General features: G+C 64.5%; 20 protein-coding genes. 13 read left to right on the top strand and 7 right to left on the bottom strand.

Annotated elements, in window-relative coordinates; all coding sequences use genetic code 11:
• Window positions 1–25 precede the first annotated feature (25 nt).
• Window positions 26–1,213 carry an EAL domain-containing response regulator gene (locus tag MF134_RS12845; protein WP_255339863.1) on the bottom strand — a complete coding sequence of 396 codons (1,188 nt, stop codon included), beginning with the start codon at window positions 1,211–1,213 and terminating at the stop codon, window positions 26–28.
• Window positions 1,214–1,488: 275 nt separating this feature from the next.
• On the opposite strand from MF134_RS12845, the gene ccoG reads away from it, so the two are divergent.
• From ccoG to ccoS, 4 genes are read left to right on the top strand one after another with little or no spacing between them, the layout of a single operon-like run.
• Window positions 1,489–3,051: a cytochrome c oxidase accessory protein CcoG gene (gene ccoG, locus MF134_RS12840; RefSeq protein ID WP_255339862.1), complete on the top strand. Its 1,563-nt coding sequence runs from the start codon at window positions 1,489–1,491 to the stop codon at window positions 3,049–3,051.
• 2 nt (window positions 3,052–3,053) lie between these two features.
• The gene (locus MF134_RS12835; protein WP_255339861.1) at window positions 3,054–3,536 is read left to right on the top strand and encodes a FixH family protein; all 483 of its coding nucleotides are present in this window, start codon (window positions 3,054–3,056) and stop codon (window positions 3,534–3,536) included.
• Between the two features lie 9 nt (window positions 3,537–3,545).
• Entirely contained in the window at window positions 3,546–5,867 is a 2,322-nt protein-coding gene (locus tag MF134_RS12830; protein WP_255339860.1) for a heavy metal translocating P-type ATPase, read from the top strand.
• A complete protein-coding gene (ccoS, locus tag MF134_RS12825; protein ID WP_255339859.1) occupies window positions 5,864–6,040 on the top strand; it encodes a cbb3-type cytochrome oxidase assembly protein CcoS in 177 nt (58 codons plus the stop codon). Before MF134_RS12830 ends, ccoS begins: the two co-directional genes overlap by 4 nt.
• 18 nt (window positions 6,041–6,058) lie before the next feature.
• Here ccoS and MF134_RS12820 read toward each other — a convergent pair whose 3' ends face one another.
• Both MF134_RS12820 and cueR read right to left on the bottom strand, forming a co-directional pair.
• Window positions 6,059–6,550 (bottom strand): MmcB family DNA repair protein, encoded by a 492-nt coding sequence (locus MF134_RS12820; protein ID WP_255339858.1) that lies wholly within the window; start codon window positions 6,548–6,550, stop codon window positions 6,059–6,061.
• A 107-nt stretch (window positions 6,551–6,657) separates the two neighbouring features.
• On the bottom strand, window positions 6,658–7,053 hold the full coding sequence (gene cueR, locus MF134_RS12815) for a Cu(I)-responsive transcriptional regulator (RefSeq protein ID WP_255339857.1): 396 nt from the start codon (window positions 7,051–7,053) through the stop codon (window positions 6,658–6,660).
• A 239-nt stretch (window positions 7,054–7,292) separates the two neighbouring features.
• Between cueR and MF134_RS12810 the strand changes: the two genes are divergently transcribed.
• Window positions 7,293–8,030, top strand: coding sequence for a L,D-transpeptidase (locus tag MF134_RS12810; RefSeq protein ID WP_255339856.1), 738 nt, complete (start codon window positions 7,293–7,295; stop codon window positions 8,028–8,030).
• 199 nt (window positions 8,031–8,229) lie between these two features.
• Here MF134_RS12810 and MF134_RS12805 read toward each other — a convergent pair whose 3' ends face one another.
• The 3 genes from MF134_RS12805 to MF134_RS12795 all read right to left on the bottom strand — a co-directional run bounded on the left by MF134_RS12805 (window position 8,230) and on the right by MF134_RS12795 (window position 10,713).
• Window positions 8,230–8,892, bottom strand: coding sequence for a ceramidase domain-containing protein (locus MF134_RS12805; RefSeq protein WP_255339855.1), 663 nt, complete (start codon window positions 8,890–8,892; stop codon window positions 8,230–8,232).
• Between the two features lie 80 nt (window positions 8,893–8,972).
• A complete protein-coding gene (locus MF134_RS12800) occupies window positions 8,973–9,356 on the bottom strand; it encodes a hypothetical protein (protein WP_255339854.1) in 384 nt (127 codons plus the stop codon).
• Window positions 9,357–9,501: 145 nt separating this feature from the next.
• Window positions 9,502–10,713 carry a glycerophosphodiester phosphodiesterase family protein gene (locus tag MF134_RS12795; protein ID WP_457589986.1) on the bottom strand — a complete coding sequence of 404 codons (1,212 nt, stop codon included), beginning with the start codon at window positions 10,711–10,713 and terminating at the stop codon, window positions 9,502–9,504.
• A 322-nt stretch (window positions 10,714–11,035) separates the two neighbouring features.
• On the opposite strand from MF134_RS12795, the gene MF134_RS12790 reads away from it, so the two are divergent.
• From MF134_RS12790 to MF134_RS12760, 7 genes are all read left to right on the top strand, one after another.
• On the top strand, window positions 11,036–11,602 hold the full coding sequence (locus MF134_RS12790; RefSeq protein WP_255339852.1) for a DUF2380 domain-containing protein: 567 nt from the start codon (window positions 11,036–11,038) through the stop codon (window positions 11,600–11,602).
• 182 nt (window positions 11,603–11,784) lie between these two features.
• Window positions 11,785–12,216, top strand: coding sequence for a DUF2852 domain-containing protein (locus tag MF134_RS12785; protein WP_255339851.1), 432 nt, complete (start codon window positions 11,785–11,787; stop codon window positions 12,214–12,216).
• Window positions 12,217–12,535: 319 nt separating this feature from the next.
• Entirely contained in the window at window positions 12,536–13,303 is a 768-nt protein-coding gene (locus MF134_RS12780; protein WP_255339850.1) for a M48 family metallopeptidase, read from the top strand.
• Window positions 13,304–13,716: 413 nt separating this feature from the next.
• Window positions 13,717–14,370 (top strand): phosphoribosylanthranilate isomerase, encoded by a 654-nt coding sequence (locus MF134_RS12775; protein WP_255339849.1) that lies wholly within the window; start codon window positions 13,717–13,719, stop codon window positions 14,368–14,370.
• 35 nt (window positions 14,371–14,405) lie between these two features.
• A complete protein-coding gene (gene trpB, locus MF134_RS12770) occupies window positions 14,406–15,626 on the top strand; it encodes a tryptophan synthase subunit beta (protein ID WP_255339848.1) in 1,221 nt (406 codons plus the stop codon).
• 25 nt (window positions 15,627–15,651) lie between these two features.
• Window positions 15,652–15,933 carry a CopG family ribbon-helix-helix protein gene (locus MF134_RS12765; protein WP_255339847.1) on the top strand — a complete coding sequence of 94 codons (282 nt, stop codon included), beginning with the start codon at window positions 15,652–15,654 and terminating at the stop codon, window positions 15,931–15,933.
• Complete coding sequence (locus tag MF134_RS12760; RefSeq protein ID WP_255339846.1) at window positions 15,930–16,226, top strand: type II toxin-antitoxin system RelE/ParE family toxin; 297 nt, start codon at window positions 15,930–15,932, stop codon at window positions 16,224–16,226. The genes MF134_RS12765 and MF134_RS12760 overlap by 4 nt, the downstream gene beginning before the upstream one ends.
• A gap of 39 nt (window positions 16,227–16,265) precedes the next feature.
• Here the strand turns inward: MF134_RS12760 and MF134_RS12755 are convergent, their stop codons facing one another.
• Complete coding sequence (locus MF134_RS12755) at window positions 16,266–16,703, bottom strand: acyl-CoA thioesterase (protein ID WP_255339845.1); 438 nt, start codon at window positions 16,701–16,703, stop codon at window positions 16,266–16,268.
• A 134-nt stretch (window positions 16,704–16,837) separates the two neighbouring features.
• Between MF134_RS12755 and cutA the strand changes: the two genes are divergently transcribed.
• On the top strand, window positions 16,838–17,164 hold the full coding sequence (cutA, locus tag MF134_RS12750) for a divalent-cation tolerance protein CutA (protein WP_255339844.1): 327 nt from the start codon (window positions 16,838–16,840) through the stop codon (window positions 17,162–17,164).
• Window positions 17,165–17,277: the final 113 nt, after the last annotated feature.

Below are 17,277 nucleotides of genomic sequence, written 5' to 3'. Positions count from 1 at the left end.
CTTGTGATGATCTCGCACTGCGCGTTCAGCCGGTCTGGCGCATCGACTCCGGTCGCCAACAGCTCTTCGGGAAGGCCAGTTCGGCGGGGATGGCAGGCGTGTAGATGAAGCCCTGGACGGTCGAGATGCCCGCATCGACGACCATCTGCAACTGTTCCGGGGTCTCCACGCCTTCGGCGACGACTTCCATGCCGAGATCGGCTGCCATGGAAATCGAGGTCTTGAAGAAGAGATGGGACACCCGATCCGCGACGGCGGACTGGACGACCGACTTGTCGATCTTCAGTTCGCTGAAAGGGCAGAGCCGCAGAAGGGCGTAATTGGCCGTCCCCGTGCCGTAATCATCGAGCGAGAGTCCGAAGCCACACATCCGGATCCGCGTGAGTTGCTCGATCAGCCCGGTCAGGGATTTCGGAAGCGCCGTCTCGGTCAGTTCGAAGACCACCGACTGGGGTTCCAGCCCGTGCTTTTCTACCAGAGCCAGAAGGTTGGCCTGGAAGTTCGCAGCGTCGAGGGTCCGGGCGTCGAGATTGATCGAGATACGCCGCTCATGGCCCGATGCGCGCCAGCGCGCGGCCTCGGCCATGGCAAGGTCGGCAATCGAGAGTGTCAGCCGCGGCAAGTCGGCATCCCGGATGCCGGGGTGAAAGACGGCGGGAGGTCCGAGCACGCGGCCATCGGCGGTGCGAAGCCGTACGAGTGCCTCCAGGCCGACGAGGTGCCCGTCGCGTGGCGCAATCTGCGGCTGGAAGTAGGGCACGATCTGGCCCTGCATCGCTGCCGACATTCCCGACGCCAGGACCGGTTCCGAAGCCTTGCGCAGGCAGGCTTCGCAGTTCTCCAGTTCTGCGAGGAAAGTCTCCCGACGCAGGGGTTTTTCGAGGGTGCCACAGATCTCGACGCCGAGCATACGGCCGAGTTGCCGTGCGGCCTCGATGATCGACTTGGACTCTCCGCTGGAGATGATGACGGCGCCGCGATAGCCGCGATCGCCGAGTTCCCGGAGATAGGCCAGGCCATCGAGCTTCGGCATGTTGAGATCGAGAAGGACGACGTCGACGGGCGGATTCGCCTCCGACAGGCGTTTCAGCCCGTCCTGGCCATCGCTGGCCACGGACGTGTGGTGAGGCCCCGTCGACCGGATGACGCTTTCCGCCACAGCCGTGAAGATCGGGTCGTCGTCGACGATCAGGAAATGATGCGTGGTCACCATGGGCCTCCGCGACCTTGATCCCATCATCCAACGAAAACTTCGTTACCATTACCTCTCATGCGGCCACAGCGGCGGCGGATTTTTTTCGGGCGTTCCAGAAAGCGCCCTCCGGATCACGAGGACGGGTCGGTTGGCCTGAGCATGGCTGGACATGGACGACTTGTCGCAGGCGGGAGCTGGCCTGATTGATCTGGGTCAAGGCCCAAACCATCAGCGAAGATTATTGAGCAGTTCCAAAACCGTGGGCGTCTTTTCACCAAGGCCCGGAGCAGAACTTGAACCAGCGTCCCGACGATATCCACCGCCTCGATGTCGAGCCGGTCAACGCACCGGCGAAGCAGCAGAGCCAGCCACTCTATGCCAAGCGTGAAAAGATCCATCCCAAGCGGGCGGAAGGCCAGTTCCGCCGCCTGAAATGGATCATCATGGCGGTGACGCTCGGCATCTACTACGTCACGCCCTGGCTGCGCTGGGACCGCGGTCCGTTTGCGCCCGACCAGGCGGTGCTGGTCGATCTCGCCAATCGCCGCTTCTATTTCTTCTTCATCGAGATCTGGCCGCAGGAGTTCTTCTTCGTTGCCGGCCTTCTGGTGATGGCCGGCGTCGGCCTGTTCCTGATCACCTCCGTCGTCGGCCGCGCCTGGTGCGGCTATACCTGTCCGCAGACCGTCTGGACCGACCTTTTTCTCGTCGTGGAGCGCTTCTTCGAGGGCGACCGCAACGCCCGGATCCGGCTCGACAAGGCGCCCTGGAACGCGAACAAGATCTCCAAGCGCGTCGCCAAGCACACCACCTGGCTGGTGATCGCGGTCGCGACCGGCGGCGCCTGGATCTTCTATTTCGCCGATGCGCCGACACTGCTCATGAACTTCCTGACCGGCGACGCGCCCTTCGTCGCCTATGCGACCGTCGGCATCCTGACTGCGACCACCTACGTCTTTGGCGGGCTGATGCGCGAGCAGGTCTGCATCTATATGTGCCCCTGGCCGCGCATCCAGGCGGCGATGCTCGACGAGGATTCTCTCACCGTCACCTACAATGACTGGCGCGGTGAGCCTCGCAGCCGCCACGCCAAGAAGGCTCAGGCCGCGGGTCTGTCGGTCGGCGACTGCGTCGACTGCAATGCCTGTGTCGCCGTTTGCCCCATGGGCATCGACATTCGTGACGGCCAGCAGATGGCCTGCATCACCTGCGCCCTGTGCATCGACGCTTGCGACGGCGTCATGGACAAGATCGGCCGCGAGCGCGGGCTGATCTCCTATGCGACGCTGAAGGACTACAACGCCAACATGGCGATCGCGACGAATCCGGTCACCGGCACGATCGAGCCCGAACGGGTGCGTGACGGTCAGGGCCGCTTCCTGTCCGGCCTCCGCCATTTCGACTGGCACGTCTTCCTGCGCCCGCGGACCCTGCTCTATGCCGGGCTTTGGTCGTTGATCGGCGTGGCGCTTCTGGTGGCGCTGCTTGCCCGCGACCGGCTGGAGCTCAGCGTTCAGCGCGACCGCAATCCGATCTTCGTGACGCTGTCCGACGGCTCGATCCGCAACGGCTACACGGTGAAACTGTCCAACATGGTCCCCGAGCCGCGCGAGTTCGTGCTGTCGCTCGACGGCCTGCCGGGCGCGACGATGTATTCCGACGAGCTCCGTCAGCCCGAGGGCCGCAGCTTCGCGGTCACCGTCGATCCCGACCGCGTTCGCACGATGAAGTTCTTCGTCGTACAGCCGGCCGACGCGGTCGATCCCGGCTCCACGTCCTTCGAGTTCGTCGTGCGCGATCTCGACAGTTCGGAAGCCGATTCCTACGATGCCGTCTTCGAAGCACCGGAGAAGTGACAATGCGTACGAATGCCAGCGCCCCGCGCGAATTCACCGGCCGCCACATGGCCTTGGTCATGGTCCTGTTCTTCGGCACGATCATCAGCGTGAATCTCACGATGGCCTATTTCGCCAATTCGAGCTGGAGCGGCCTCGTGGTCGAGAACAGCTATGTGGCGAGCCAGCATTTCGACGCAGTCACGCGGGCGCGCGAAGCCGAGCAGGCAAGAGGCTGGACGCTCGCGACCGACTATGCCGACGGTGTCATCACCGTCGACCTGAAGGACGAGGCTGGAAAGCCGCTCTATCCCAAGGCGATCACCGCAACGGTCGGCCATCCGGTGAACGGCAATTTCGACCGCGAGGTGACCTTCTCGCGCCGCGCCGACGGTCTCTATGCCGCCGAGACCGACCTGACGCCCGGCCGATGGGAAGCCAAGTTCACGGTGGAGGCCCGGGACCTTTCGCCCTGGCATCAGGCCGTACGCTTCTCGGTTCGTTGAGGAACGACGATGAGTTGCTGCAGCCCGGCCGATGCCCGCGTCGACCTGCAGGAGGGAACGACGCTTCTGCATGATCCTGCCGCCGACGCGCTGGCCCATGCGGCGCGCCGTCAGCCGGACGGCACGCTGGCCTATGTCCTCTCGGTCAAGGATGTGTATTGCGGGGCATGCCTGCCGGCAGTGGAACGGGCGGTGTCCGCGGTCGAAGGCGTTCTTTCGGCCCGGGCCAATCTCAGCCTCAAGCGGGTGACGGTCGTCGCGACCGAGGCCGCCCGCCCGGCCGACATTCTCTCCGCGCTCGTCGGCGCTGGCTATCCCGCGACGCCCATCGATCTCGGCGACCTGTCCGACCTGAAGCGCGACCGGCAGTCGACGGCGCTCCTGACCGCGATGGCCGTTGCTGGCTTTGCCGCCGCCAACATCATGCTTCTGTCGGTTTCGGTGTGGTCTGGCGCCGACGATTCGACCCGCGACCTGTTTCACATGATCTCCGGCCTGATCGCGGTGCCGACGGTGGCGTTCTCCGGCCGCGTGTTCTTTCGCTCGGCCTTTTCCGCGCTTTCGGCTGGCCGGATGAACATGGACGTGCCGATCGCGCTGGCACTCTTCCTCGCGGTCGCCATGAGCATCTACGAGAGCTTTACCGGGGGTGCCGAGGCTTATTTCGACGCGGCGGTGACGCTGACCTTCTTCCTCCTCGTCGGCCGCTATCTCGACCAGCTCATGCGCGAGCGCGCCCGGGGCGCCGTCCTGTCGCTGGCGAAACTGGCGGCCAAGAGCGCGGTCGAGGTTTCAGGGACGAGCCTGAAGACCATCCCGGTCGACGAGGTACAGCCCGGCATGCGGCTGCGCGTCATGGCAGGCGAGCGGCTGCCGGTGGATGGGCGTGTGGTTTCCGGCGCATCGGATGTCGACCGATCCCTCGTCACCGGCGAAAGCGAACCGGTTGCGGCCATCCCGGGCATGACGCTCGAAGCGGGAACCCAGACGATTTCGGGCTCGATCGACATCGAGGCTCTGACCACGGCCGAGAATTCCTATCTCGCCGAGATTGTGCGGATGATGGAGGCGGCCGAGACCGGGCGGGGACGCTACACTCGGATCGCCGATCGCATGGCGCGGCTCTACGCGCCGGCGGTTCATCTGGCGGCGGCCGTGACCTTTGTCGGCTGGATGCTTCTCACCGGCGACTGGTATCAGGCGACGACGACGGCCATCGCGGTTCTGATCGTCACCTGTCCCTGCGCCCTGGGCCTGGCCGTGCCCGTGGTGCATGTGGTCGGCGCCGGGCGGTTGTTCCGGGCCGGCATCCTGATGAAGGACGGTGGGGCACTTGAACGGCTGGCCGACATCGACACCGCGGTCTTCGACAAGACCGGTACGCTGACACTGGGCGTGCCGCAGGTGACGGCGGCCGATACCGGAACAGATGAGACTGAAGCCATCCTGCGCGCGCTCGCGGGGCGGTCTGCCCATCCGGTCTCGAAGGCGATCGCCACCTATTTCGGGCCCGGGGATACTGCCGATATCGCGGAACTTCGCGAGTTGCCCGGTCTTGGCATCGAGGCCCGGATTGCCGGCCGGCTCTGTCGCTTTGGCCGGCCCGATTTCGTCGCAGAGATCGCTGCCACGACGCCGCGTGAAGGCAGCCGTGTGGCCTTCGCCATCGAAGGCGAGCCGCCGCAGGCCTTCTTCATGGCCGAGGCGCTGCGCCCCGATGCGGCTTCGGCCATCGAACAGCTGAAGCGGGACGGGATTGCCTGCGAAATCCTCTCAGGCGACGCCGAGCCGGCCGTGCGCCGGATCGCCGATGCGGTCGGAGTCGAGAGGATTTCCGCACATGCGACGCCCGCCGGCAAGATAGCACGCATCGAAGCCCTGAAGGCGAGCGGCGCCAACGTCCTCATGGTGGGTGATGGTCTGAACGACGCGCCCTCGCTGGCAGCCGGCAACGTGTCCATTGCACCGGCCTCGGCCTGCGACGCCGGGCGGCTGGCCGCGGACTTCGTCTTCACCCGCGACACCCTGTCGGCCGTGACCGTGGCCCATGACGTGGCGGTGCGGGCGAAAGCCCTGGCGAAAGGCAATTTCGGGCTCGCGATCGCCTATAATTGCGTGGCCGTGCCGCTGGCGGTCGCCGGTTTCGTGACGCCCCTCGTCGCCGCGATCGCCATGTCCACCTCCTCGATCCTCGTGGTCGCCAACAGCCTGCGGCTCAATCTCGGCGAGGTTCGAACGTCCGAAACGGACAAGAGGAAAACGCGCCCGTCACGGGATGAGACCGCGGCGCGGCTTGGCTTGCCCGCACTCGAAGAGGGAGCGATGCAATGAACGTTCTGCTCTTGCTGGTCCCCGTCGCCCTCCTCATGGGGCTCGCCGGCCTCGCCGCCTTCGTCTGGTCGGTGCGCAATCGCCAGTACGAGGATCTGGACGGCGCGGCATGGCGGATTCTCAATGACGAGGACGAGTCGGGAAACGCGCCGGCCGACAGACGCCCCGGCTGAGCAAGCGCGAGTGGCTCTCTATGATCCGTCGATAACCGCCGGATTGGATGCCCATTCTGCCTGAAGCAGGCGGTCGGCGGAGAGTTGGGCGAAGCGCAGGGTCATGGCGCGGCGGGTGGCGGGCTGCAGGCGCTCGATCGGCGCCTCGCGCAGGACCTCCGCCTCGTAACCGTCCGAGAGGATCAGGCCGAAATCCTCGGGAAAGATATCGGCCGGAACGCCGGGATGGGTGGCGAAATAAAACCGGTCGCAATGCAGCCGGTAAATCGGCCATTTCTGGTCGACCCGGAAATCCTGGATCGAGGTCTTGATCTCGACGATCGAGATCTCGCCCTTGTCTGACAGGCAGACGAGGTCGGCCCGCCGCCCCGAATCGAGCGGCATCTCCGGCAGAAGCGACACGCGCCGCGCCATCATCAGGCGCTGAACGCCGCGGCGCACCATCATGGCGCGTTCGGACTGGCGGCCGTCGATCAGGGGATCCGTCGAAAAGGGCGAAACGAGTGGCATCGGCCGGATTTACCGGTTGGCGGCCGAGACGACAAGCGAAATTCGAAACAAATCAGAAACGGAACGTGATCATCCTGGCGACTTTGGGGAGCTATGTCGGAATGTTCTCACTTGGCGTGTTCGCCGGCGATTTCTTCCAGAATCGGGCAGTCGGGTCCGCTGCCGCCCGGGCAGCGGTCGGCGAGTTCGCCGATGGCGCGCTTCAGCGAATGGAGCTGGGCGATCTTGCGGTCGATCTCGGCGACCTTGCGGCGGGCGAGCTTGCGCACGTCCTCGCTCTGGCGCCGCTCGTCGCCATAGAGCGCGAGGAGCTTTCGCGCCTCGTCGATCGAAAAGCCGAGCGAACGCGAGCGTTGCAGGAAGCGCAGCACATGCACGTCTCGCTCCTTGTAGTCTCGGTAGCCATTCACGGCCCGGGACGGCTTGATCAGCCCGACTTCTTCGTAATAGCGGATCGTCTTCGCCGGCAGACCGGACTGTCGGGATGCCTCACCGATGTTCATATCTGAACCTCACGGTTCGCGGATACCATCGTCGTCCGCGAAATGTCGCGCAGGGGGCCGGCGTCAACTGTGACAAGCCGGCAACAAACCCTTTCTTAACTATGATCATGTGCAATGCGGACATTGCCCAGCAAGCTGATGAAGCCTATCGAAAATGGGAATTCGATAGCCGGCGAAAGCAGCCGAGCTGGGCCGTTTTGGAACACCCGGAAACTTCACATCTCGCATTGGCACCCGTCATGACGTTCAAGACCACCCTCGCAATCTGCGCTGCCGCGGCCTCGCTCTTCCTCGCCGGTTGCGCGAACGGACCGCAGCGGGTGACGATGAAGCCAACTTCGGATGCGCAGATCGCGACGGCCTATACCGGCCCGTCTGCGCTCCCGAACGAAGGCAGCGTCGCAGCCACCGCAAATTTCGGTTATAGCGCCACTGTCGACGACGGCTACGATCTGCCGGCGATTCCGACCGAGAAGATCGACCCGCAATATCTGCGCCAGCGCGTCTCCTATCCGGAGGGCGCCGCCTACGAGCCGGGCACGGTGATCGTCGATACGCCGAACCGCTTTCTCTATGTTGTCGAGGCCGACGGTATGGCCATGCGCTACGGCATCGGCGTCGGCCGTTCCGGCTTTTCCTGGAAGGGCGAGGCCTACATCAACGACAAGCAGCATTGGCCGAAATGGTTTCCGCCGGCCGAGATGATCGACCGCAAGCCGGAGCTCGAGCCCTATCGCGACGGCATGGAGCCGGGCCTGCGTAACCCGCTCGGCGCCCGTGCCCTCTATCTCTGGCAGAACGGCAAGGACACGCTGTTCCGTCTGCATGGCACGCCGGAATGGTGGACCATCGGCACGGCCGCTTCCTCGGGCTGCATCCGCCTGATGAACCAGGATATCATCGACCTCTACGAGCGCGTGCCGATGAACGCCCGCGTCGTCGTCAAGCAGGGCAACGAGCTCCTCGCCCAGCGCTGAACGCCTGCGAGGTCAGCTTCGGGCAAGAGTTCCGGGGCTAAGAGACGGACACGACATTCAGACGGCGGGGGACGCCGTTCGGCCGGGCGCTTCGGGGGAGGCGTCCGGCCTTTGTCGTTAGAGGGGGCCGGATCCACAAATGCCGGTTTTGAGTCGCCCTGGCAGGGGTGGGGCCGTCGTTCGGCGTGCCGGATAGCGATCAGTTTCCGGCGGGGCGTCTGACCGGTCCATGCCGGATCGCCGCGACGAGAAGCAGGCCGAGCGTTGTCCCGTTCAGGATATGCCAGAGGAAATGCGTCCCGATCGGCAACGTCTCGCAAAGCGGTCCGTCGAGAGTCCGGAAGGTGAGCGAGACGAGAAACACGCCGCCGGCCATCAGAACCAGACTGCCGATGGGCGAGCCCACGAAGACCAGGATGCCGCCGATGCCGAGCATGGCAAGGAGGGCGGGCACATAGCCGGCGGAGGAGCCGACCAGCGGCGCAAAGAGCGGTTCGGCGAGGAAGGACGCTGCGAAGAAGGCAAGCGTCCCGAGCCCTGCCCAGAGGCGGCTCAGTCCGAGGAAGCGGAAGAGCGCCAGGGCGAAATAGCTGTAGATGAAGATCGCGATCGGAAGGACGTCGGCAAGGCTCGCCCAGCGCGTCGCGAAAGTGTGGAACAGGAAGGATCCGGTCCCGATCACCAGGACCAGGAAGCTCAAGGCGAGAGCCGGGCGGTCCCGGCCGCCTCGCTGGCGCAAGAGCCACAGCCCTGCGGTCCCCGCCACGAAGAAGGCAAGGTTGGAAATGGCGTTGATCGGCTCGGCCCAGAACGCCGCACTCGTCCGTTCGCAATAGGCGTCGATCGTCGCCCACCAGTCCATGAGAGTATCAGCCCGCGTCCTGAACTGTCCGGATCATGTCACCACACCATGTCGCGACAAGCCCCGAACTATCTGTCGCGTCAGGAACGATCGTCGACCTTGCGGACGCGGATGGGCGCTTCGGGATCGTGGCGCGTGAGCGGCAGGTCGGCCGCGTCATCATCCCCATTGGTCACGATGGTGGACCCGGCGGCCTGCGCCACCGCATAGAGCTGATCGATGTCCCGAATGGGCCGCGGTCCGGTCCGAGGCTCGTCCTTCAATACGGCAAAGCTGCCAGCCGGGCTCTCGCCAGGATTGCCGGGGCCGGCCATGCCGTCGCCAAAGGCGTATTCGAGCGGCGACAGATCGTCCGCTCGCCTGCCGGCAACCATGCCGCGTTCGGAGCGGAACACGGCATGAAACCAGTCGATCATGGTTCGCCCGTAGGAGGGACGTAGCGTCGGATCGGCGGTCGAGGTCATTGTGGTCTCCAGACCGGTTGCCAGCTTGTCTCAGAGGGCCCGGAACGATCTCCGAGCATCGTCGATATTATGCGCGAATCGCCGGGCCCGTCCCAATGAAATTTCGGCGACAGGAGGAAAATCCCGGCCGAATTTCGTTGGCTGTCTATTCCGCCATGCCGAGGCCGAGGCAATTGGCGAAGAAAGTGGTGGTGGCTGGCCAGTCAGAGAAGACCCCGATCACGCCGGTATCGTTCGCCAGCGTGTCGAGCAGGCGCAGCATGTCGCCGTCGGAGTCCACCACGTCGGAAATGCTCTGGTAGTACCAGCCGCCTCCGCCGGCGAGCGGGCCGGACCGCTCCAGCGACCAGGTGATGATGTCGAGCCCGGCGGCCTTCGCCTCATCCGCATAGGGGGAGGGGACGATCGCGCCGTTCTCGCCCGCCGTGACCAGCATCCAGAGCGGCGGCGCGACGATCTTGACGCCGGACTCGGCCAGTTCCTGCATGGTCGGCTGGAAGGTCTCCGGCTTCATCGGGTCGAAGCCTTCGAGCGTCTCGTAGCGATCGTCGAGATAGACGGCCTGCTGGCCGAACTCGGGATAGTTCTCGATCCAGTATTTCACGTCATCGAGCAGGAAGGACTGGGGATAGACGTCGGAAGCGGGGACGCCCGCCTCCTTGTAATCCTCGATCATCTGGGCTGCGTAGGCTTCCTGGCTGTAGTCGCCCTCATAGGGCATCTCGACTTCCGGCGTCTTCAGTTCCGGCGTGAACTTGCGACCGAGCCCCTTGATCAGCTGGATGTAGTCCTTGTGGCTCATCACGGTGCCCGGCGAATAGAGCGTCGAGCGCCAGGTCGGGTTGCCGCCCTGGAAGGCTTCGGCCGTGGTCGCCGTCTTGTCGGACGAGTCCATCTTGGCGTTCAGCGTCATGAATTCGGCGAGCGTCAGATCGCTGGTGCAGCAGGTGGCGGTGGCTTCGACGCCATTGGCCGCATCTGCCGGCGTGAAGGGGTCGGAGCATTTCGAGGCGAGCTCCGGCCGGGTCAAAATGTCGGTCGTCGTCGCAAGGTCGCACTGGGCGTGCCGGCAGACAAGTTCCCGGTCCTTGGTGAAGGCGACGTCGCACTCGATGACGCCAGCGCCCTGCCGTGCGGCCGCAATATAGGACTCGCGGGAATGCTCGGGAAATTCCAGCGGGGCGCCGCGATGGCCGATCGACCAGTCGGAGACCTTCATCTCCTGGCCGACGCACTGGCTGAGCTTCTCCTTGAGCGGTCCGGCCTCGAGGCTGTCGAGAAGGGCGAGCGGACGCACGCCGACGGCGGCGTTCTCGGTCGGCACCGGCGGCAGATCGGCGGTCTGTGCCCCCCCCACCGATGACAGGACTAAGACGGATGCAGCGAGCGCAGCGGCGAAGACGGATGAGGACACAGGCAACTCCCGAGCTTTTGTGGATCTCGCGGCGCCTATAAACCAGTCCGATGACAGCCCCGCGACGCTCGCGGGCTTTCCCGGCCTCGGGCAACTTGCCCGTCAGGACCCTGGGAGCTTCCCGATCGCCGCTTCCCTGGTTGCCTGCCGCGAGTTCGCCGAGCCATGGTGCAGGGGAGAGCCGGAATGCAGCCTGGCCGATCGTTGGAGACGGCCATTCTGCGCCCGCAGATCGCGTTATAGGATGGAACAGGGAGTTGATGGCATGGGGAAATCGCATCGGGGGATCGGTACGAGTTTGATGATCGTGTGCGCGCTGGTCGGTGCCGGTCCGTTCCCATCGACATCCCCGGCCCATGCGGCCGAGCCCGAGACGTTTGCCGTCGCCCGGTTCGACTATAAGGACACCTCCGGCGAACCGCAGGACCAGACTGCCGAACACGAGGCTCGGGTCGCGGCCTTCGCGACGCGGATCGGGGAAAACCTGACCGGTGAGGGCGTCTACGATCTCGTCGAACTCGACTGCCTCGGCACGGAGGAATGCAGCCTGGAGACGCTGGGCGGCAAGAAACTGCTTGCAGCCGCACAGCGGGCCGAGGCCGACTATCTGGTCTTCGGTTCGATTCAGAAGATGAGCACCCTCGTCGGCTGGGGGCGGATCGACGTCCTCGACGTCGCGAAGGATCGCATCCTGTTCGACCGGGTCATCTCGTTTCGCGGAGACAACGACGCAGCGTTCGAACGCGCGGCCGACTTCGTCTCCAAGGACATCGTCCGCACCCTGGCCGAGCCCGAGGAGGGGGCACAGGCGGCCGAGCGTGGTATTCGCTGAGGCGGGTGCTCGCTCGGGTCGGGATCGTGCCGAAAATCGACGGGTGAAAGTACGATTTTCGTGCAAATTCCATTGAACGGGGAGAAATCGCTCACCATCTGTTTCGTATCAGAAAGAAACGAGATTGAAATCTCCCGCGATGCTTGGACGTCGCGGCCATATTCGAGAGGAACGTGACTGCGATGACTTCCCACGCATTGATTCGTCCTGCCTGGACGCCTGTAACGATCGCCGTGATGGTTGGCGGCTTCATCGTCTGGTGGCCGCTTGGTCTTGCGATGCTGGCCTACATCCTTTGGGGCGAGCGCCTCGAAGGCTTCAAGACGGACGTCAATCGCTCGACCGACAAGTTCATGGGCTCGATGAAGCGGGCCGGCTTCAAGCAGCCCTTCGGCATGGAGCGCACCGGCAACGTCGCCTTCGACGACTGGCGCGAAGCCGAACTGGCCCGTCTCGACGAGGAGCGCCGCAAGCTGAACGAAGCCTCGGCCGAGTTCGAATCCTATGCCCGCGAACTGCGCCGCGCCAAGGACCAGGAAGAGTTCGACAAGTTCATGCGCGACCGCAAGAACCGCGACAATGGCGGCCAGGTGGTCGACGGCCATCCCGCCTGAGTTCGAGCATTTCCTTCAGCCAAGCTGTGGGCGGCGGCATCCTTCGGGGTGCCGCCGTTTTGTTTTGGTTTGTGGGGTAGGGTATTGAAGGAAAGCGAGGGGACGTTGAGGCTCTGCTCTCCTCCATAATTGCTACGGTCGCTATCCTGAATGCCTTCACTCCATCGCTTTCCGCTTGATACCCCCCTCTACCGGCTTTGCCGGCCTCTCCCCCGCCCTTCGACAAGCTCAGGAGGGGGGGAGTGGTGCGCGCTGTCATTCACGACGGCCAATCTCCCCCCTTGCGGGGGAGATGTCCGGCAGGACAGAGGGGGGTAAGGTGGCGCCGAACCTCCCGAAACTGCTCCGCCGCAAACAAGAGACCCCGCTGCCCGATGCGATCGAGTTCGAAGGCGGTCGACTGCCTCTCACCGTTCGCCACAATCCGCGTGCGAAACGCCTGATCCTGCGCATCGCGCCGGGCGGAACGGGCTTGGTGGTGACGGCGCCGCGCGGCATGGCCAATCGCAAGATTCGGGAGTTTCTGGATCGCCATCGCGGGTGGGTGGAGGAGCGCGTCTCGCGCGGACCGGAGCGCGTCACGATCGTGCCGGGTGCGACGATTCCGATCCGCGGTGAGCCGGTGCTGCTCGTCCATCGCGGCGGGCGGATGACGACGCGTCTGGAAATCGCGAACGAAGCCGGTGAGGGGCCGGCGCGCGAGCTTCTCGTGGGCGGGGCGCCGGAGCACTTCTCCCGCCGCGTCCTCGACTTCCTCCGACGCGAGGCGCGCGACGATCTCCTGATGGCCGTGAAGCGCCATTCCGCCGCCGTCGGGCTCGAGCCGCGCGGGATCACCATCAAGGACACGACCAGCCGCTGGGGCTCCTGCAGCCACGACCGCCGCCTCGCCTTTTCTTGGCGCATCATCATGGCCCCGCCCCACGTCCTCGACTATCTCGCCGCCCACGAGGTCGCCCATTTCCGGGAGATGAACCACGGGCCGAACTTCTGGGCACTGTGTCGAGATCTCTGTGCCGAGACGGAAGCGGGGAAGGCCTGGCTGAAGCGGCACGGGTCGGGGCTGCATGCGATCGGAGTCGGGTGAAAGCCTTCTCTGGCGTGGTGCCGCCATTCCCTCGCCCTTCGACAGGCTCAGGATGAGGGAATGGGAGGAGCGTTGCGACGCTTGACAGGCTTCACGGGGAGAAGGGCCGGCTCGCAGGGCTCAGAGCCGCTCCCTCGTCCTTCGACAAGCTCAGGATGAGGGAGCGGGATGACCGCTGCGGCCCTCGCCAGGCTTCACAGGGGAGGGTGCCGTCTCGCGGACTTCAAAGTCGTCCCCTCATCCTGAGCCTGTCGAAGGGCGAGGGGACGTCGCGACGACAGCAGAGCGCGGATCCACCGAACGTGCGGATCAATGAATGATCGACCGGAGTTGCCTCAAACAAGTCCACAGCAGATCGTCACCGATTGCTTTCGCCCTCGACATCGCCAAGCTTTGATGCCACTTGCCTTTCCATGACGCTCGACATCAAGATCTGTGGCCTTTCCACCCCCGAAACCGTCGAAACCGCCATCGCGCGCGGCGCGACGCATATCGGGTTCGTGCATTTTGCAAAGAGCCCGCGGCATCTGTCCGTGGAGCGGATCGCTGAACTGGTGCGGCTGGTGGACGGCCGGGCCGAGACCGTGATCGTCACCGTGAATCCCGACGATGCACTGGTGGCGCGTTTCGCCGAAGAGGCGCGGCCGGACTGGCTGCAGCTCCATGGCAGGGAGACGCCGGAGCGTGTCGCCGAGATCAGGGCGAATACGGGGTTGAAGGTGATGAAGGCACTGCCCGTCGCCGAGGCCGCTGATCTGGAGGCGATCGAACCCTACCGACCCGTGGCCGATCGCATCCTGCTCGACTCCAAGCGGCCCAAGGGGTCGGTGCTGCCCGGCGGAAACGGCGTCTCCTTCGACTGGACGCTGCTCGATTCCCTTGACCCGGAGCTCGCCTACATGCTTTCCGGAGGGATCGACGCCACGAATGTCGCCGAGGCGGTGCGGATTGCGCGGCCCTCCGGCATCGACATATCCTCAGGCGTCGAAAGCGCACCGGGCGTCAAGGATGTCGGCCGCCTGAACCTCTTCTTCGATGCGCTCGATCGGCTGAAAGCGACGGCCTGAGCCGGAAAATGCCAGAGCCAGAAAGTGTTTGCCCCATGAACCAGCAGCTCACACCCAATTCGTTCCGCGCCGGCCCCGATGAAGAGGGTCGCTTCGGCATTTTCGGCGGCCGTTTCGTCGCCGAAACGCTGATGCCGCTGATCCTCGATCTCCAGGAGGCATGGAAGGACGCGCGCAGCGATCCGGCCTTCAAGGCCGAGCTCGACAGCCTCAACAAGCATTACACCGGCCGCCCGTCGCCGCTCTATTTCGCCGAGCGGCTGACGGAGGAACTCGGCGGCGCGAAGATCTATTTCAAGCGCGACGAGCTGAACCACACCGGTTCGCACAAGATCAACAATTGCCTCGGCCAGATCCTGCTCGCGCGCAAGATGGGCAAGACGCGGATCATCGCCGAGACCGGCGCGGGCCAGCATGGCGTGGCCTCGGCCACCGTCGCGGCGCGCTTCGGCCTGCCCTGCGTCGTCTATATGGGCGCGACCGACGTCGAGCGGCAGGCGCCGAACGTCTTCCGCATGAAGCTGCTGGGCGCCGAGGTCCGTCCCGTCGCCGCCGGCCACGGCACGCTCAAGGACGCCATGAACGAGGCGCTGCGCGACTGGGTGACGAATGTCGAATCGACCTACTATCTGATCGGCACCGCCGCCGGCCCGCACCCCTATCCGGAACTCGTGCGCGAGTTCCAGAGCGTGATCGGCAAGGAGCTGCGTGAGCAGATGATGGAAGCCGAAGGCCGGCTGCCGGACATGCTGGTCGCGGCCGTTGGCGGCGGCTCGAATGCGATCGGCCTGTTCCACCCCTTCCTCGACGACAAGGACGTGAAGATCGTCGGCGTCGAGGCGGGCGGCAAGGGGCTCGGCGGCGAAGAGCATTGCGCCTCGCTCACCGCCGGCTCACCGGGCGTCCTCCATGGCAACCGCACCTATCTGCTCCAGGATGGCGACGGCCAGATCAAGGAAGGCCACTCGATCTCGGCCGGTCTTGACTATCCGGGCATCGGCCCGGAGCACTCTTGGCTGAAGGATTCCGGCCGCGTCGAATATGTGCCGATCATGGACACCGAAGCGCTCGAAGCCTTCCAGATGCTGACCCGCCTCGAAGGCATCATCCCGGCGCTGGAGCCCTCCCATGCCCTCGCCGAGGTGATCAAGCGCGCGCCGAAGATGGGCAAGGATCAGATCATCGTCATGAATCTCTGCGGCCGCGGCGACAAGGACGTGCACACGGTGGCGAAGCATCTGGGTCTGGAGCTGTAAAGGCCTGCCACGCTGGAGATAGGTTATGGGAACGCTCGATCTGTCGCTCGATCTCGACGACGCCGTGCTCGCTGAGTTCGACGACGAGGCAAGGCGACGGTCGCTCTCTCCGGCTTCGCTCGCTGAAGAGGCGATCGGGGCCTATCTCGAGGCGGCGAAACGCAGGCGTACCGTTATCACCGAGGCGGTGCGCGAAGCGGATCGGGGCGTTTTTGTTTCCCGGGAAGCCGTCGATCGTTGGGTGGATAGCTGGCAGGATGGTGAGCCGGGAGAGCCGCCCAAGGCCAACATTTTTCCGCAACGATGAAAATCGTCTTCCTTGAACAGGCGGTTGCCGATCTCGTCTGGTTCAAACGGTATTATCAGGAAGTCTTTCAAAGCGGTGCGATCGGTGCGGCAAGACACTATCGGCGTTCGATGGATCTGCTGGCGGTACATCCCATGGCTGGCAGAGAAGTCGAGGGCGGCGTCCGCGAATGGCCGATCCGCCGGACGCCTTTCTGCGTGATTTATCGGCTCAAGAGCGAGCGTATCGAAGTGCTCAGGATTTGGGACAAGCGCGCCGATAACTCTGATGCCTTCCCGGAAGACGAAGCTTGACGATGCACTTTGCCTTGTCTGGACACGTCGAAGCACGAATCACGCCGAAGCGTCCTTCTCCATCACATACGGCCTCAACCGCTCAAGCGCCGTTTCCGGCAGTGCAGTCGAGCGCCTTGTGCTTTCGTCCATCAGGACGATGACGGTCTCCGCCTTCGCCGCCAGCTTTCCGTTCTGGAAGAGCGCCTGATCCAGCCGGATCGAGCTTCGGCCGATCGAGCGGACGGAAGTGCCGATCTCGACCTCGCCCGGCCAGACGACCTCGGCGACGTAATCGATCGCCAGCCGCGCGACGACGAAGGCGGTTCCGGCCGGCGTCAGCGGTTGGTCGAAATCGTAGAGCATCTCGACGCGCCCGGTCTCGAAGAAGGTGGAAAAGACCGCATTGTTCACATGGCCCTGCCGGTCGGTGTCTCGGTAGCGCAGCTTGTCGCGTGTGAGGGCGCTGAAATCGGATGGGCTCGGTTGTGTCGACATCGAATCTGGTCTCGATCGTGATCGGGTCGGGTACGGTTTGGCGGCGCCACCCCCTTAAGTCATGGGGCGCTCCGCCTATGTGCCGAGGTGGGACTTGAAGTCAAACCGCAAGAGCCACCAAACGAGAACGACCCATGACCGACGTCGTCGAAATCCACGTCACCTGCCCGGAGCTTCTGATCGCACGCGAACTCACCCATATCCTGCTCGACGAGAAGCTGGCCGCCTGCTGCAATATCGGCGGCAAGGAGGTGGATAGCCGCTACATCTGGAAGGGCAAGCAGGAGCGGCAGGACGAGTGGCCGCTGGTGATCAAGACCCGCGCCGACCTCTTCGATGCCTGCGCTGCGGCGATCCGCGCCAATCATCCATACGAGACGCCCGCGATCTTCGGCTACAAGATCGATTACGTGGACGACGCCACAGCGGCGTGGATCGAGGAATCCTGTCGTCAGCCGTGATCGGGCAACAGGGTGGATTTGCGGTCCAGAGGCGTCGCCGCGCGCTTGGCAGGGCCTTGCCTGATGGCGTAAGGGTGGCCGCTCGAAACCGCACGAAAACCCATGCCGCCCGT

It is taken from the genome of Jiella marina, from assembly GCF_024359545.1.
In the GTDB taxonomy this organism is placed as follows: domain Bacteria; phylum Pseudomonadota; class Alphaproteobacteria; order Rhizobiales; family Rhizobiaceae; genus Jiella.
This window is presented reverse-complemented; position numbering and strand designations above follow the sequence as displayed.

Excerpts from the sequence above, each read along its gene's own strand:
- ccoS (WP_255339859.1), top strand. The coding sequence starts at position 5,864 with ATGAACGTTCTGCTCTTGCTGGTCCCCGTCGCCCTCCTCATGGGGCTC.
- MF134_RS12790 (WP_255339852.1), top strand. The coding sequence starts at position 11,036 with ATGGGGAAATCGCATCGGGGGATCGGTACGAGTTTGATGATCGTGTGC.
- MF134_RS12820 (WP_255339858.1), bottom strand. The coding sequence starts at position 6,550 with ATGCCACTCGTTTCGCCCTTTTCGACGGATCCCCTGATCGACGGCCGC.
- MF134_RS12845 (WP_255339863.1), bottom strand. The coding sequence starts at position 1,213 with ATGGTGACCACGCATCATTTCCTGATCGTCGACGACGACCCGATCTTC.
- MF134_RS12830 (WP_255339860.1), top strand. The coding sequence starts at position 3,546 with ATGAGTTGCTGCAGCCCGGCCGATGCCCGCGTCGACCTGCAGGAGGGA.
- cutA (WP_255339844.1), top strand. The coding sequence starts at position 16,838 with ATGACCGACGTCGTCGAAATCCACGTCACCTGCCCGGAGCTTCTGATC.
- MF134_RS12810 (WP_255339856.1), top strand. The coding sequence starts at position 7,293 with ATGACGTTCAAGACCACCCTCGCAATCTGCGCTGCCGCGGCCTCGCTC.
- trpB (WP_255339848.1), top strand. The coding sequence starts at position 14,406 with ATGAACCAGCAGCTCACACCCAATTCGTTCCGCGCCGGCCCCGATGAA.
- MF134_RS12760 (WP_255339846.1), top strand. The coding sequence starts at position 15,930 with ATGAAAATCGTCTTCCTTGAACAGGCGGTTGCCGATCTCGTCTGGTTC.
- MF134_RS12835 (WP_255339861.1), top strand. The coding sequence starts at position 3,054 with ATGCGTACGAATGCCAGCGCCCCGCGCGAATTCACCGGCCGCCACATG.
- MF134_RS12805 (WP_255339855.1), bottom strand. The coding sequence starts at position 8,892 with ATGGACTGGTGGGCGACGATCGACGCCTATTGCGAACGGACGAGTGCG.
- MF134_RS12755 (WP_255339845.1), bottom strand. The coding sequence starts at position 16,703 with ATGTCGACACAACCGAGCCCATCCGATTTCAGCGCCCTCACACGCGAC.
- MF134_RS12785 (WP_255339851.1), top strand. The coding sequence starts at position 11,785 with ATGACTTCCCACGCATTGATTCGTCCTGCCTGGACGCCTGTAACGATC.
- cueR (WP_255339857.1), bottom strand. The coding sequence starts at position 7,053 with ATGAACATCGGTGAGGCATCCCGACAGTCCGGTCTGCCGGCGAAGACG.
- MF134_RS12775 (WP_255339849.1), top strand. The coding sequence starts at position 13,717 with ATGACGCTCGACATCAAGATCTGTGGCCTTTCCACCCCCGAAACCGTC.
- MF134_RS12765 (WP_255339847.1), top strand. The coding sequence starts at position 15,652 with ATGGGAACGCTCGATCTGTCGCTCGATCTCGACGACGCCGTGCTCGCT.
- MF134_RS12800 (WP_255339854.1), bottom strand. The coding sequence starts at position 9,356 with ATGACCTCGACCGCCGATCCGACGCTACGTCCCTCCTACGGGCGAACC.